The sequence below is a fragment of the Brevibacillus borstelensis genome, from assembly GCF_003710865.1.
Taxonomy (GTDB): Bacteria; Bacillota; Bacilli; order Brevibacillales; family Brevibacillaceae; genus Brevibacillus; species Brevibacillus borstelensis.
On the sequence record NZ_RHHO01000038.1, the window covers coordinates 199,090 to 214,249 of the forward strand.

12 protein-coding genes are annotated in these 15,160 nt (G+C 52.3%); 8 read left to right on the forward strand and 4 right to left on the reverse strand.

The genetic code is table 11. The annotated features are described in order from the left end of the window. Positions 1-24 precede the first annotated feature (24 nt). Positions 25-753 carry an amino acid ABC transporter ATP-binding protein gene (locus tag EDM54_RS19415; RefSeq protein ID WP_122958651.1) on the forward strand — a complete coding sequence of 243 codons (729 nt, stop codon included), beginning with the start codon at positions 25-27 and terminating at the stop codon, positions 751-753. 28 nt (positions 754-781) lie between these two features. Further along, the gene (gene argH / locus EDM54_RS19420) at positions 782-2,200 is read left to right on the forward strand and encodes an argininosuccinate lyase (protein WP_122958653.1); all 1,419 of its coding nucleotides are present in this window, start codon (positions 782-784) and stop codon (positions 2,198-2,200) included. 274 nt (positions 2,201-2,474) lie between these two features. On the opposite strand, the gene EDM54_RS19425 is transcribed toward argH, so the two are convergent. Beyond that, positions 2,475-2,915, reverse strand: coding sequence for a VOC family protein (locus tag EDM54_RS19425; RefSeq protein WP_122958654.1), 441 nt, complete (start codon positions 2,913-2,915; stop codon positions 2,475-2,477). Between the two features lie 221 nt (positions 2,916-3,136). After that, positions 3,137-3,310: a hypothetical protein gene (locus EDM54_RS26560; protein ID WP_170208340.1), complete on the reverse strand. Its 174-nt coding sequence runs from the start codon at positions 3,308-3,310 to the stop codon at positions 3,137-3,139. Between the two features lie 354 nt (positions 3,311-3,664). On the opposite strand from EDM54_RS26560, the gene EDM54_RS19430 reads away from it, so the two are divergent. After that, positions 3,665-4,711 (forward strand): glyceraldehyde-3-phosphate dehydrogenase, encoded by a 1,047-nt coding sequence (locus EDM54_RS19430; RefSeq protein ID WP_003387957.1) that lies wholly within the window; start codon positions 3,665-3,667, stop codon positions 4,709-4,711. Positions 4,712-4,917: 206 nt separating this feature from the next. On the opposite strand, the gene EDM54_RS19435 is transcribed toward EDM54_RS19430, so the two are convergent. Next, positions 4,918-6,048, reverse strand: a complete 1,131-nt coding sequence (locus EDM54_RS19435; RefSeq protein ID WP_003387956.1) for an HD-GYP domain-containing protein — start codon at positions 6,046-6,048, stop codon at positions 4,918-4,920. Positions 6,049-6,184: 136 nt separating this feature from the next. Between EDM54_RS19435 and nrdR the strand changes: the two genes are divergently transcribed. From nrdR to dnaI, 3 genes are all read left to right on the forward strand, one after another. Further along, positions 6,185-6,658: a transcriptional regulator NrdR gene (gene nrdR / locus EDM54_RS19440; protein WP_024983186.1), complete on the forward strand. Its 474-nt coding sequence runs from the start codon at positions 6,185-6,187 to the stop codon at positions 6,656-6,658. Between the two features lie 228 nt (positions 6,659-6,886). Next, positions 6,887-8,365, forward strand: a complete 1,479-nt coding sequence (locus EDM54_RS19445; protein ID WP_003387954.1) for a replication initiation and membrane attachment family protein — start codon at positions 6,887-6,889, stop codon at positions 8,363-8,365. Positions 8,366-8,373: 8 nt separating this feature from the next. Continuing rightward, a complete protein-coding gene (gene dnaI / locus EDM54_RS19450; protein ID WP_003387953.1) occupies positions 8,374-9,315 on the forward strand; it encodes a primosomal protein DnaI in 942 nt (313 codons plus the stop codon). On the opposite strand, the gene EDM54_RS19455 is transcribed toward dnaI, so the two are convergent. After that, the gene (locus EDM54_RS19455; RefSeq protein WP_051925436.1) at positions 9,316-9,927 is read right to left on the reverse strand and encodes a YdcF family protein; all 612 of its coding nucleotides are present in this window, start codon (positions 9,925-9,927) and stop codon (positions 9,316-9,318) included. A gap of 458 nt (positions 9,928-10,385) precedes the next feature. On the opposite strand from EDM54_RS19455, the gene EDM54_RS19460 reads away from it, so the two are divergent. Beyond that, the gene (locus tag EDM54_RS19460; protein WP_122958656.1) at positions 10,386-12,971 is read left to right on the forward strand and encodes an Ig-like domain-containing protein; all 2,586 of its coding nucleotides are present in this window, start codon (positions 10,386-10,388) and stop codon (positions 12,969-12,971) included. A gap of 226 nt (positions 12,972-13,197) precedes the next feature. Beyond that, the gene (locus tag EDM54_RS19465) at positions 13,198-15,036 is read left to right on the forward strand and encodes a copper amine oxidase N-terminal domain-containing protein (protein WP_122958657.1); all 1,839 of its coding nucleotides are present in this window, start codon (positions 13,198-13,200) and stop codon (positions 15,034-15,036) included. Positions 15,037-15,160: the final 124 nt, after the last annotated feature.

Consider the following 15,160-nt stretch of genomic DNA (forward strand, 5'->3'; position numbering starts at 1 on the left):
GACAAGGAGAAGGAGGACTGCTTCATGATTTCCATCCGGAACGTCTCCAAAAGCTACGGGCAGGTAAAGGTCCTGCACGATATTGATCTGGAGATTCCGCAGTCGCAGGTGTTTGCCCTGATCGGACCGAGCGGAGCGGGGAAAAGTACGCTGATCCGCACGATCAATGCCCTGGAGGATATCCAGGAAGGGGAAATTTTGATCGACGGCGTCTCTGTCCATGACAAAAAAACGGATATCAACAAGCTTCGGGCCAACATCGGATTCGTCTTTCAGTCGTTCAACCTGTATCCGCATTTGACAGCTCTCGAGAATGTCACGATCGCTCCGGTCAATGTGAAAAACGCCAATAAAAAGGAAGCGGAAGAAAAAGGAAAAGAACTGCTGGCTTCTCTCGGGCTGGGGGACAAATTCGCCTCCTATCCGGGTCAGTTATCCGGTGGACAGCAGCAGCGCGTGGCGATTGCCAGAGCGCTGGCGATGGACCCGAAGGTCATGCTGTTCGACGAGCCCACATCGGCGCTCGATCCGGAAATGGTCAAGGAAGTGCTGGATGCCATCCGCAAGCTGGCAGCGACGGGTATGACGATGGCCGTCGTGACCCACGAGATGGGCTTTGCCAAGGAAATATGCAATCAAATCGTCTTTATGGCGGAAGGAAAGATTGTTGAAGTGGCGGAGCCAAAGGAATTTTTCAGCAACCCGAAAACGGACCGGGCGCAAGACTTCCTGGCGAAGGTGCTCAACCACTGATCGATTGAACCAAAAGGAGAGAAGCAGGATGAAACTATGGGGCGGACGTTTTACCAAGCCGACGGACAAGCTGGTCGAGGAATTTACCGCTTCGATCGGCTTTGACCAAAAGATGGCGGCAGATGATATCCGTGGCTCGCTGGCCCATGTCAAGATGCTGGGCGCTTGCGGCATTATACCGCAGGAGGACGCTGACACGATCTCTGAAGGGCTGCGGGGCATTCTCCAGGATGTCCGGGAAGGACGGTTTGTGTTCTCCGTCGAAAACGAAGACGTCCACATGAACATTGAAAAAAAACTGATCGAACGGATTGGTCCCGTGGGCGGCAAGCTGCATACCGGCCGATCCAGGAACGACCAGGTGGCGACAGATATTCACCTCTATCTGCGCCGTGAAACGAAACAGATCATCGCGCTGGTGACAGAGCTGCTGCAAGCCTTGACGGATTCAGCGAGGGAGCATCAGGACGTGATTATTCCCGGCTACACTCATCTGCAGCGGGCCCAGCCAGTGCTCCTGGCCCATCACCTGCTCGCGTATTTTGGCATGTTTGCCCGCGATGCGGAAAGGCTGCAGGATGCGCTCAAACGGATTGACATCCTGCCGCTGGGAGCCGGGGCATTGGCCGGCACGACGTTTCCGATCGACCGGGAGCTCGTCGCCAAAGAACTGGGCTTTGCACGCATGTACGACAACTCGATGGATGCCGTGAGCGACAGGGATTTCGTCCTGGAATTCCTCGGAGCTTCCTCCATTTTGATGATGCACCTGTCCCGCTTCTGCGAAGAGATGGTGCTCTGGTCGTCCACCGAATTCGGCTTCGTCGAGCTGGACGACGCGTACTGCACAGGCTCCTCGATCATGCCGCAGAAGAAAAATCCCGATGTGGCCGAGCTCTTGCGCGGAAAAACCGGCAGAGTGTACGGCAATCTGTTCGGCCTTTTGACCGTGCTCAAAGGATTGCCGCTCACCTACAACAAGGATCTGCAGGAAGACAAGGAAGGCATGTTTGACACCGTAGAGACGGTAAAAGGAGCACTGGCCCTGTTCGCGGGGATGGTCCGCACGATGGAAGTCCGCCGGGAGCGGCTCGCGCAGGCAGTCAAGGAGGATTTCTCCAACGCGACAGACCTCGCAGACTACCTGGTGCGAAAAGGCATGCCGTTCCGCCAGGCGCACGAGGTGATCGGAAAGCTGGTCTTGTATTGCATCACCCAGGGCAAATTCCTCGCCGACCTCACACTGGAGGAGTACCAGGAGCACAGCCCGCATTTTGAGCAGGACGTGTATGCAGCCATCGACGTGAGGACAGTGGTCGACGCCCGTGACGTCTTCGGCGGCACCGGCAGCAAGCGCGTGCAAGCGGCCATCGAGCGTGCCGACAAAGCCATCTCCGGGCTAAAGGACTGGGTGGACGAGGCCATGAAAGTCGAGCCGCTGGACTAAGCGGCGAAGAATTTTGAAACAATGAAAAAGAACAATGCAAAACACGGGTCGCCTACACAGGGGCCCGTGTTTTTTTATAAGCGATAACTTTTAACTTTTAATTTTAAGCACTCGACTGAATAAAATACGAGAGCTCAAGCGGTCAGGATTGCTGGCCAAGCGGCTTTCTTGCTTGCTGACAGTATTCACTGTCAGGAAATCTCCTGCAGAGCAATGCTATCCGGCAAACTCACGATTGCCGCCTACTATAGTTCACGTTATAAACTGCTTCTGTTTAGGACAAACCTTCTCCCCGCTTCATTCTTTGAGAAATGGGGTGATCATCATTTAGTTCCAGCAAATCCCACAGGTTCCCGTACAGATCCTTAAATACCGCAACCATTCCATATGGTTGCTCTTTGGGTTCTCTCACAAATTCGATACCTCTGGAAACCATTTCATGATAATCTCTCCAAAAATCATCTGTATGCAAGAAGAGAAAAACTCTGCCGCCTGTCTGATTTCCGACAAAGGGCTCTTGTTCAGGCTTGGATGCCCTTGCAAGCAACAACGTCGTGCCAGCCGAACCGGGGGGAGATACTACGACCCACCGCTTATCTTGCTCTGGTTGGTAGATGTCCTCTACTAATGTGAAATTCAGCTTTTTCGTATAAAACTCGATTGCCTCATCATAATCTTTCACAACGAGAGCGATGTGTACGATTGACTGTACCATGTTTGGAACGCCTCCAATTATTTTGACTTGCTTCAATCACACTTGCGAGCACATCCAAATGAATATGTTGAAGTATCTATGAAAGTAATTATCACATATCATTTCCTATCCAACACCTGATCTTCCAATAAACAATAGTAGATTCTTTTTTTTTTGACTTTATCTTCTGCAATCGTGGAATCAACCGATAAGCGTCCCCAAACATAGCTGCCGTTGGCGAATCACCGCCAGCCAAATCCAGTTATTTGAGCAAACAGCAAACCACCATGATTCGCTCTCAAAAAAAGACGGCCAAAGAAAAAAGCTGTAGAGATGAAAAAGGGAGAAAACAGCGAAGGTCTTTGGGACACGACCCAGGCCTGCTTCCAAAAGCGAAACACGTTTTTAGCGTCCAACCTCTGAGTTGCCTCCTGAATATACTGCTTTTGGACGCGGGCCGGACAGAGTAGCTTCCATGCAGTGTCCCACCGAACCTTGTGCCGTTTTCTCCCTTTTTCATCTCTTCCACTCAAGCCCCTCAATGAGTTTTTATAGGCCTCTCCAAATAGCCAAAAGCAGGCAAAAATCAGGCCGAAGAGAGGCCCGAAACCAGGGAACGTCAGGACAAATCAGCGGAAATTCAGGACAATCGCATCAGGCAAATCGTCCAAATATTTATTTTTCAGTAAAACACATTGATAATTGTGTCATACTTATTATAATAAGAGTAACGGATAAGTGTAACTCAATAAGGGAAGGGGTTTCTAAATATGACTATCAAAATAGGTATTAATGGTTTCGGCCGAATTGGGCGCATGGTATTTCGCCGCGCCGTTCAGGACCCCAACATCGAAATCGTCGCTATCAACGCAAGCTATCCGCCCGAAACACTCGCACACCTGTTGAAATACGACACCATTCATGGACGGTTTAACCATAAAGTGGAAGTACAAGACAACAAAATCATCGTAGACGGAAAACCGACCGTTGTCCTTTCTGACCGCGATCCGCTCAAGCTGCCTTGGGGAGAGCTCGGCGTGGAAATCGTGGTGGAAGCAACCGGAAAGTTCAAGGACCGCGAAGGGGCAGGCAAGCATCTTGCGAGCGGTGCGAAAAAAGTAGTGATCACAGCTCCCGCCAAAGAAGAAGACGCAACCATCGTTATGGGGGTCAACCACGATATTTACGATCATGAGAAGCACCACATCGTCTCCAACGCATCCTGCACGACCAACTGTCTGGCACCGGTTGCCAAGGTGCTGCATGAGGCATTTGGCATCGAGCAGGGCCTGATGACGACTGTTCACTCCATCACCAACGACCAGGTAAACATCGACAATCCGCATAAAGACCTGCGCAGGGCTCGTGCAGCTGGCGAATCGATCATTCCTACAACGACTGGTGCAGCTCGTGCCGTAGGAAAAGTATTGCCAGAATTGAACGGCAAGCTGAACGGTTTTGCATTGCGCGTACCGACGCCAAACGTTTCCGTGGTCGATCTGGTGATCAATACCAAAAAGCAAGTTACTGTAGAGGAAGTAAACCGCGTGTTGCGTGAAGCGGCGGACGGCAGCATGAAGGGGTACATCGAATTTTGCGATGAGCCGCTCGTGTCCAGCGACTTCAACGGCAATGACCATTCCTCTATTATCGACGGTCTTTCCACTCTCGTAATGGGCACCAACCAAGTCAAAGTAATCGCCTGGTATGACAATGAGTGGGGCTACTCCTGCCGTGTAGTCGATTTGGTTCGCCACGTCTCCGAAGACCACAATCAGGCTCGCCAAGAGGCGAAGGCAGCAGTCGCAGCGAAGTAATGCAGAAGCTTAGAGAATGGAAACACAGAATCAATGAGCGGAATGAAACAATAAATTGCGAAAACCCCCAACTGCTTGGGGGTTTTTTGTGTACCATACTTACGCTCCCGTTACAAAAGCCACGCACAAAAAAGACGCAGATACAATTTCTGCGTCCTGTCTTCGAAATCACAACTCCTGGCAGAGGGAATTCCCAAGTAATGGAATTACGTCGTCTTGCTCTCCGACAATCCTCCGAGGGAGAAGAGCTGATCGTCCTCAAATCCGACGATAAACAGCTTGATATTCGTCTTCAGATCCAGATCATAGCTTGCCCGCACGTCATTACCGCGCCCGTCCTTCAGGATTCGGACGGTCGGACGATGGCAGTACTCCGGATCGACGCGGCAGACGACGCCTACCTCGCCCGTGTTGAGCACCACGCTGCTTCCGATCGGAAAAATCGCGATGTGGCTGCGGAAGGCATTGATCAGCCGATGTTCAAACAAATGGCCGCCTGAGCCGAGGAGATATTCGAGAGCATCCTGCGGCATGTAGCGCTTGCGCCATGGACGCGGAGAAGTAAGCGAGTCGTAAATATCGCAAATGCCAACAATTTGTGCATATTCGTGAATATTCTTACCCTTTAGGCCCTGTGGATATCCGCTGCCGTCCAGCCGTTCGTGGTGCTGCAGGCAGACGTGCGCAGAGAGAAGTGAAATATCGTGCTGTTTGCGCAATATATTGAATCCCAGAATGCAGTGCTGTTTGGCAGCTTCCATTTCTTCCTGATTCCAGCGCTCGGTCTTTTTCAGCATCTCGGCGGGCAATTCCACCTTGCCAATATCGTGCAGCATTGCCCCAATCCCGAGCTCCATCAACTGGTTGCGATTGTAGCCAAGCGACATTCCCACGGCGGTAGACAGCACCGCGACATTGACGGAATGATGGTACAGAGATGGGGAGTGAGTAGATATATTGGCCAGATGCATGACGATTTGTCTGTTTTGCATCAGGTCGTCCAAGATGGAGCCGAATGCTTGTTGAAAGTGCAGCCCCATTTCCTTGAGCGAAATTTTGCGGGCCAATTTATTGGAATTGGTGATCTGTTTGACGGTTTTCTCAATGGTTTCGACAGCAACCTGACGGGTCTCCGGACGAATGACATCCTCCACCACAATATCGGCCGTGCGCGGATCGTCTATGTACAGAGAGTCAATACCGGATCGCTGCAATCCCTGGATCAGGCGATCGGTAAGCGTCATTCCAACGCCGAGCAAAACCTTGCCGTCTTCCGTAAAGATCGTGCGTCCCACTTTCATCCCGGGTTGCACATGTCTGATTGAAACTAATCTCATACGAATCCCTCCAGCTTGTACCATTATTGTACTCCAATAGTCAGGTGCATGAAATAGGTAGAAGGATTGACTTGACTTTGGCTGTCAAATTGAGGGACACTATTAAAAGTATTGACAGTATTGGAGTTGATTTCGGATGCGATGTCCGTTTTGCGAGTATAACGGGACTAGAGTCCTAGATTCCCGCCCTTTTAACAATAACAAGTCAATCCGACGTCGACGCGAATGTGAAGAATGCGAGCGCCGTTTCACCACGTTTGAAGTGGTCGAGGAAACGCCGCTGCTGATCATTAAAAAGGATGGAACACGAGAAGAGTTTAGCCGGGAGAAGGTACTGCGCGGGTTGGTCCGGGCATGCGAGAAACGGCCTGTCACGCTCGAAGTCTTGGAAAATGTGGTAAATGAGATTGAAAGAGAGCTCCGCAGCTGCGGTCAAGCCGAAATACCAAGCAAGGATGTCGGGGAGAAGGTCATGGAGCGTTTGTACCATGTGGATGAAGTGGCATATGTCCGCTTCGCCTCGGTCTACCGCCAGTTCAAAGACATCAATGTTTTCATGAAAGAACTGGAGGAGCTGCTGTCCCAGGCTCGCGGCAACACGGAATCATAAAAAGCCACTGCGGTCACCATAAATTTTTCTGGGTACTTAGTCTCAGGCGACAGGCGCTTCAGCCTCCGCCTTTTTTGGCGTACAGACGAAAGGCAGCCCATATTCGACGGACCGAGACGGCATGCTTTGCAGCCGCTTTGGCTCCCGGCTTCCAGTCACTCTCGTATCTATCACCAGTCAGACATGCTATAATAGGAGAACCAGAATGGACAGGAAGGAACAAGATACATGCGCCGTCTCGTTTGGAACGAACTGATGCCCAAAGATCGTTGCGTGGTCCGAATGATGAGACCTCTCAGCTTCGCCGAGCTGGGCTACGTCACGCAGCTATATTTGCCGATCATCGGTTCAGATTCGTTTTCCCTCTATCAACTGCTCGTTCACGAGGTGCAGGAGGTAAGCGGGGCCGCAGCTGAAAGCACACACCGCAATCTGATGCTGATGAGCGGACTTACACTGGATCGACTGCTCTTGGCCCGTGAGCGGCTGGAAGCACTCGGCCTCGTCACAGTCCGGCGCAGGGAAAACCTGCAGCGAGACTACTTTTACGAGTACATGGTGAAGCCTCCGCTGACACCGAATGAATTTTTTGCGGATTACGTATTGTCGCTCATGTTGTTAAACAAGATTGAAAATATTCGTTACCAGCAGCTCAGACAAAAATATGCGGATCACTTGGGAGCGGCTTTGGATCAGGAATATACGATCACCGAAGATGTGACCAAGGATTTTCACGAAGTGTTTCAATCATTGAAAGCTTCCGAGCTGGAAGTGCATCGGGGCTCGGAGCGGGAGCAGTTCCTCTCGGAGATGGAAAAGAGCTATCCTCCCGCACCGATGCAGGCCGGGTTTGAGCCTGCCGTGGACCATCCGCTCAGCCTGTCTTCGCTGCGTCACTACCTTCCGGACAACGCCAAGTCCGACAAGGTGTTTTCCAAAGAAGGCGTCGAGGTTCTGTACAGGCTGCAACATTTCTACCAGCTGGACAGTTGGGGACTGGGCCAGGAGCTCAGAGACTGGACGCTGTACAAGCCGGACGGCTCGCTGGACAGCGAGGTGCTCCGCAAACGGCTGATTCAACGCTATACCGACGACAAGCTCGTGCGGATAGCGCCGAGCGCGGTTCCCGGTGAAGAGGAATGGGGGCCGGGCCAGCTTCCTCAGCCAGGCAGCGAAATGTTCGTCCGGGTCTGCCGCCAGCTCTCTCCGCTGACGCTGCTTGAAAAGGTCGTCGGAGGCCGCGTGAGCAAAGTATTTCTGGAGCGGGCGGAGAGCCTGCTGTTCAACGACGGGATGACGGTCGAGGTGGTCAATGCGCTGCTGCTCCATACGCTCAGCAGCATGCAGATGGAACTGCCAAAGGCTTACATGGAGACGATCCGCGACAGCTGGAAGGCAAAGCGGATTACGACAGTGGACGAAGCCGTCCGCCAGATACTGGAGCGTGCCGACCAAAAGGCTCAGCATGCGGAGAAAACAAGACAAACAAAAACGGGCAAGGATACACCGGTCCGCCGAAATGGCCGCGCCGTTTTGCAGGACAAGCTGCCTGCCTCGGTAGAATGGCAGCTTTCCCAGGAGCAGCAGCGGGAACAAAGCGATCAGGAGACGCCACAAGCAAAGCCGGAGCGGGTCAAGACGATCGAGGATGATCCGGAACTGAAAAAGATGCTTGAATCCCTCAGGAAGCGGCAGAGAGGAGTGTAAAAAGGCAGATGGAATCAATCGGAGAATTTATGCAAGAGCTGGCCAAACGGACGCCTCGGCAGCTACTGACGCCTGACCAGCAGCTGGACAAAATGTTCCGTTCATCCGGGTACCTCCAGGCGTTTCAGCAGGCGCATCCCGAGCTTGGCCGCGATGACTATCTCAAAGCGCTCTCCAGCGTCTATACAGCCGTAAAGGAGCAATACTGGTGCGAGCGCTGTCCAGGGCTGGAGAAATGCCCGAACCTGGTCAAGGGACACAGGAGCAAACTCGAAGTGACTCAAGGTTCCATCGTCAGTCCGATTACGCCATGTGAAAAGCAGCAAGTGTACGAGGAAGACCAGCGCCGCCGCCGGCTGATGCGCAGCTACTATATTTCCGAAGAGACGATGCAGGCCAGCTTTGAAAAACTGGAGCTGGATGCGGAGAATCGGGCCGCTGTCGCAGCGGGGATATTATTCAGCGAGCGGGCAGGAACAGGGGAAAAGCTGAAAGGCTTGTACCTGCACGGACCGTTTGGAGTCGGAAAAAGCTACCTGATGGGGGCGATTGCCCGCGAGCTTTCCGAACGGAACGTGCCTTCTCTGATGGTCTATGTGCCGGATTTCATCCGGGAGATGAAAGACTCGCTGGCTGACCATTCCCATTCGGCGAAGCTGGAGGTCTTGAAGGAAGTGCCCGTGCTCATCCTCGATGACATCGGGGCGGAAAACCTGACGCCATGGGTGAGAGACGAGATTATCGGCGTCATCTTGAACCATCGCGTCAACAATCACCTGCCTACCTTGTTTACTTCCAACTACTCGCTGGAAGAGCTGGAGGAGCACATGTCCATCTCCAACGGCAACCGGATCGAACGAACAAAGGCGGCTCGCGTCATGGAGCGAATCCGCCATTATGTCGATGTATATCCGATTATGCGAAAAAACCAGCGGATCGAAGGAAAATAGTCAAAACGGATGAGAGAGGTGCCATTTGGTGAGAGCCAGCACCTCTCTTGCTTTATGGTAAGGGCCGTACAGGACGTGGGATTTCACTCCGACGGGCGAAGCGTCTATTTCCATCGACTCGGCCATGTCGACCGCTCGCGCCAGGTGGTAATCGTGACTGACCACGAGAGCTTGCGACAGCCCGTGCTGCTGCATGATTTCCTTGCTGAAAAGCAGGTTTTCGTAGGTGTCCCGGGCTTGATGCTCCATGAAGATCCGATCCTCGGGCACCCCCTGTTCAACCAGATAGTTTCGCATGACGGCTGCTTCCGTGGACGTTTTCCCTTCGCCAAGCCCCCCCGTAACCAAGAGGTATGGTACATACCCCTCCCGATAAAGCTCCAGCGCCTGGTCCAGCCGCTCCCGCAGTCCCGGACTCGGACGGTCACCCCAGACGCCAGCACCGAGAACGATCGCCACATCCGCCTTACGCGGCACAGCCTCCTGAATCGTGCGCTCGATTTTCCACAAAAGATATCCGGACCAGCAGCCCAAGATCACGATACAGGCAGCGAGGATTCGAAATATTCGCTGCTTTCGGCTCTTGCTGGGCTTTATGCGGGATGGATTCATTCGAACTGACCTTCCATCGTTATTTCCTGTTTGTACATTCATTTTTCCTCAAGCTCCTGTATCAATTATGTAGAATCGGCTGGACCAAAAGAATCGTCCGAACCAATGATAAATGCCCAGCCCGCCCCGACGGCTGCTTTTTTTGCGGAAAAGGGTGCCTCCTGCGGACGCGGTACACGTTCGGTACTTCGGCACACGCTCGGAGCTGTATGGCTGCAGTCGGACCACAAGACACGTCATGGATTTGGTCGAGCAGCTTTTCAAGTATTAATGACGATTCTAGCTTGAAAAGCGTTACGGGAGCGCATGTTTTTCCGGGGAGTTTTTCCAAAGGCGGTTGCCTTGACACTATTCAGACACATTTTGGACACAATTAAAACGCAAGGCTCATGTAAAATTATTCCCTGGTGCCGATAACCATAAAAGGGACTTCAAAATACCAACGGGGGAGGAAAGTCATGAACTGGAGAAAACTGTTACTTGGGTTTCTCGCTCTGCTGCTCATATGTGGAGGCGGAACCGTGGGAACAGCATTGGCAGCGGATGAAATCTCACGTCTGGTCCTGTCCAAAAACGAATTAGCGATGGAGACCGGAGACACGATCTCGCTGTCAGTAACTGCGGTATATGTCTCAGGGAAGACAGAGGATGTCACGATAAAGACGGAATGGAATAGTGAAAACACAGGCGTAGCCACTGTCTACGCAGGAACGGTTACAGCCAAAGCGGTAGGGACATCTGTCATTACAGGTTCTTACATGGGAAAACAAGCGGTGGCTACAGTCACGGTCACCCAAAAGCTGAAAGCCTTGACAGTGGACAAGCAGTCGGTCGATATCAGGAAGGATAAATCCCAACAGTTGAAATTGACCGCTTCCTATAGTGATGGCAAAACGGAAGAGGTAACAGAAAAAGCGGACTGGGCGATCGACAATACATCGGTAGCCACTGTGACCAACGGACTGATCAAAGGTCATGGCTCGGGTACGGCTACGGTAACAGCCAAGTTCGGACGCCTGACCGTCGCCATCCCGGTCAGCGTGGAAATTGTCCGTCGTTTGGAGCCGGAAAAAACGCAAATTTCCTTGCTGAATGGCAAATTTGAAACGATTAAATTGACCGCCTTGTACCCGGATGGCTCGGTCGAAGAAGACGTCGCCGGTGTCGCAGAATGGTCCAGCGACAACGAAGCGGTAGCGGATGCGATCAAGGGGAAAATCACCGCATACGGGCCGGGTACAGCGGTCGTTACGGCCAAGTACGGTACAAAAACAGCTACTATCAAGGTAGATGTTGACTCGACTCGTACGCTGACAGTGAACAAGCAGGATCTGTTCATGCACGTTGGCGACGAGGAAACGCTTGAGCTCACGGCTCTCTACGCAGATGGCAACAAGGATACGGTAACAGAAACAGCGGAATGGAGCTCCGACAAGCCTGAGGTCGCTTCTGTCAGCAAAGGAAAAATCATTGCCCACGCATCAGGCGAAGCGGTCATTACTGCCAAATACGCAGAAAAAAGCGTGCAAATCCGGGTGGATGTAGAGGTGCCCCGCTATCTCGATCCGAAGCCTGCATACTTGCCAATGCGCTCTGGAAGCTCTGAGAAAATTACGCTGGAAGCAACCTTTGTCTCCGGGAAACCGGAAATCATTACCGACAAGGCAGAGTGGTCTTCTTCCAACAGTGACATCGCGTTCGTCAAGGACGGCGTTGTTTCTGCCTATAAAGCCGGATCAGCCACCATTACAGCCAAATACGGCGGAAAGCAAGTGACCATCCCGGTCGATGTAGACCTGCCGCAAAAGCTGACACTGGATGAAACCTCGCTGAATCTCCAAATCGGCGGTTCTGCAGACGTAAAGGCGACCGTCATTTATCCGGGCGGAGCCAACGAAGATGTAACCAAAAAGGCGGAATGGAAGAGCAGCGCGGATAATGTAGCGACTGTGCGCCAAGGTACGGTAATTGGCGTCGGCACTGGTGCGGCTACGATTACGGTCACCTATGCGAACCGCTCTGTCAGTCTGCCGGTGAACGTAGGTGTCATCCAAAGCATCGTCCCGAGCCAGAAGAAGCTGGTCATGAAGAATGGACAAAGCGAGACGATCAAGCTGACCGCTACCTACACGGATGGCGAAGAAAAGGATGTCACCGCCCAGGCTGTATGGAAAAGTGCCAATCCGGAAATTGCTGAAGTCGTGCTTGGCAAAGTAACGGCGATGGCTTCAGGAAAAACAACAGTTACGGCTGTCTTTGACGGCAAGACGATCTCTATTCCCGTCGAGGTCGATCAGGCACAAACACTGAGCATGGAGCCTCGCATGCTGATTTTGACGGTCAACGAGTCGGCTGACATCGTTTTGACAGCAACAGACGCTTCCGGCACATCCCGCAAGGTTACGGATGACGCCGTATGGAAATCGAGCAATCCAAAGGTGGCGGATGTCGACAAAGGGCATGTCATCGGTTATGGCAGCGGACGCGCCACGATTACAGCCACTTACGGAGGCAAAAGCGTCACCGTGCCGGTCGAAGTCGGAATCGTGACGGCCCTGGAGGCAAACAAGCGATTTGTTTCACTGAAATCCGGTAAAAGCGTGCAAGTCGCGCTGACCGCCAAGTTCTCCGACGGCAGGACTTCGGACGTCAGTGCAGATGCCGAATGGAGGGTGTCCGGCTACAAAGTCGCCGATGTGTCCAAAGGATTAATTACGGGCGTCGGCTACGGCAAGACGACCGTCACTGCCCGCTACAACGGAAAGACCGTTACCATTCCTGTCGAAGTGGATATGTTGAAGTATCTGAAAACCGACGTGGTTCAGATCGAAATGCAAAAAGGAGAAACCAGAAAGGTGAAGGCGATCGCTACCTATACGGATGGCACGGAAGAAGACGTAACCATACCGGCTCTCTGGACAACCTCCCGCCTGTTGACGGCCGACGTGAAGGACGGCATCATCAAGGCGACGGGTACAGGAAAGGCGACGATTACGGTCACGTATGGCGGCAAGCGTACACCGGTGGTCGTGATCGTGAAATAGCGAATGCAACAGAAAGAAAAAGTGCAACAGAAATAGCGTGTCTATCAGCAACGGGAACTCTGCGAATGTGCAGGGTTCTTTCGTTTGTTCGGACTTAAAGATCAGGTACAAATACCTAAATTTCGCATCGGTTATTGCCGATAAAAGAATGTGCAACAAATATATCTCCTGAACACTCAGGAGAACGGCCATCATTCTTTTAATCAGACAAAAGGAGACTGACAGCATGAAAAGGGGTTTCAAAGCAGGCAGTATCGTATTTACCGTATTTTCTCTCATTCTTTCAGCAGGGATAGGTCCCGCCTACGCAGCAGATTACGATACGGCGAAGCTTGTCTCTACGTACTCGTTTCCCCCTGTTTTTCAGGAGGTAATCGCAGATCAGACAGGAAGCATTACGGGTACGGTGGTGGTCGATACGCGATACGAGGCAGACGTGTCGCTCTTGTTTACCGATGAAAAAGGAAAGAATCGCAGGGAGATTCAGATTTGGAATGGAGGCAAAGAGAAGCTGGCTTCGGGCGTGACGACCAAAGCAAAGAACGGCAAGGAAAGAGTTCTCCATCCATCTGGACAAAGCATTGAAATCAATATCAAAACACTGACATTCACCATTCCGGCGAAGGCTTTGGATCTCGCCCCGGGCGAGTACACGGTAATCGTACGGGGACGCGATACCGCGTTTTTCGTACCGGACGTGACGAGAGAAGAGTACTCCAAGGAAAAGCAAATCGTGCTGCCTGATGCGGGAGCGGAGAAAGTCTTTCCTGGAGGAATCAAGGTCGACAAGGATGGCACCATCCAGATTACGATCAAGTCATCCGCTGTCTCCACGCGAGCCAAATGGGTGATGGTGATCATCGATGAGAATGGCGAGGAAGTAAAGCGCATCAGCATCAATCCAAAGAACCCGCAGATTTCACTTGGCAGCCTGAAGCTGACGAGCGGTGAATACACGATATATCTGGAAGTCACAGACGGCGGTGACGTTCTTCGCTCCGAATCGGCTGTGCTTGTCATACCGACAGCGGGAACGGCAGGAAGCGGCGCGGGTAATGTCGGTACAGGACCGGGAGCAGGTGTAGGAATAGGCACAGGAACTGCGGGCAACGGAGGATTTGTACCGAGCCTCAACTTCCCTGGACAAATCCGCCTGTCAAACGACGGCACCATTCAGATCCGTCTGGACCTTACCAGTGAGTACGCAAAGGCGAGATTTACGCTCCTCGTCTTGAATGAGGACGACAAGGTCGTCAAACGCATTCCGATCAACCTGAAAAATCCAACCATCTCCGGCAAAGGCCTGTCCCTTCCGGCAGGCGAATACGCGCTCGTTCTGGAAATGGTGAACGGCGGCAAAAAATCGTACTCCTCCAGCATTTCGTGGACGATCTCAACGAAAAGCAGCTCGACGTTTACGATTCCGAGCGGCGCCTCCTTTCCGGGCGGCATCAAAGTAAACAGCGATGGAACGATCAGCATCACCCTGGAGTGGAAAAGCTCGTACAGCAGTTATGAGTGGTATGTCGTCGTCTATGATGAGTACGGCAAGTCGGTGAAGCGCATTTCGCTGAATCCGAAGAATCCGGTCTTCTCCCTGCAAGGGCTGAACCTGCCGACAGGTGGATACACGATTGTGATCGAGGTGGAGGATACGGCCAGCGGTTCCTGGGCAACCTCTTTGCCGGCTTTTGTCACCGTCAACCAAACGAGGGATATCGTCATTTTCATCGACGGGGCGCTGCAAGTGTTCCAAATGCCTCCGGTCGAAATCGACGGTCGTACGCTGGTTCCTTTGCGTGCCATCTTTGAAGCGCTAGGGGCAAAGGTAGAATGGGACGAAGCGACCCAAACCGTAACGGCTACGAAAGACAACAACACGATTCAACTGACGATCGGGTCCAAGGTCGCGTATAAGAACGGAAAAAAGATCAATCTGGACGTCCCGGCCCAGCTCTTTAACGGAGACACGACGATGGTGCCGATCCGTTTTGTCAGCGAAGCGCTGGGAGCGAAGGTAGGCTGGGATGCTTACTCCAACTCGGTCGTGATCAGCAACGAATAGGCGAAGCGGGGGAAACCGTTTTTGTCCGCTGCCCGAAAAGACGGCAGAGCTTAACGTGATATTTCTTCCTTGATAAGTGTAGTAACTAGTCAATAAAAAGATTTGTGTTAGTCAATAAAAAATC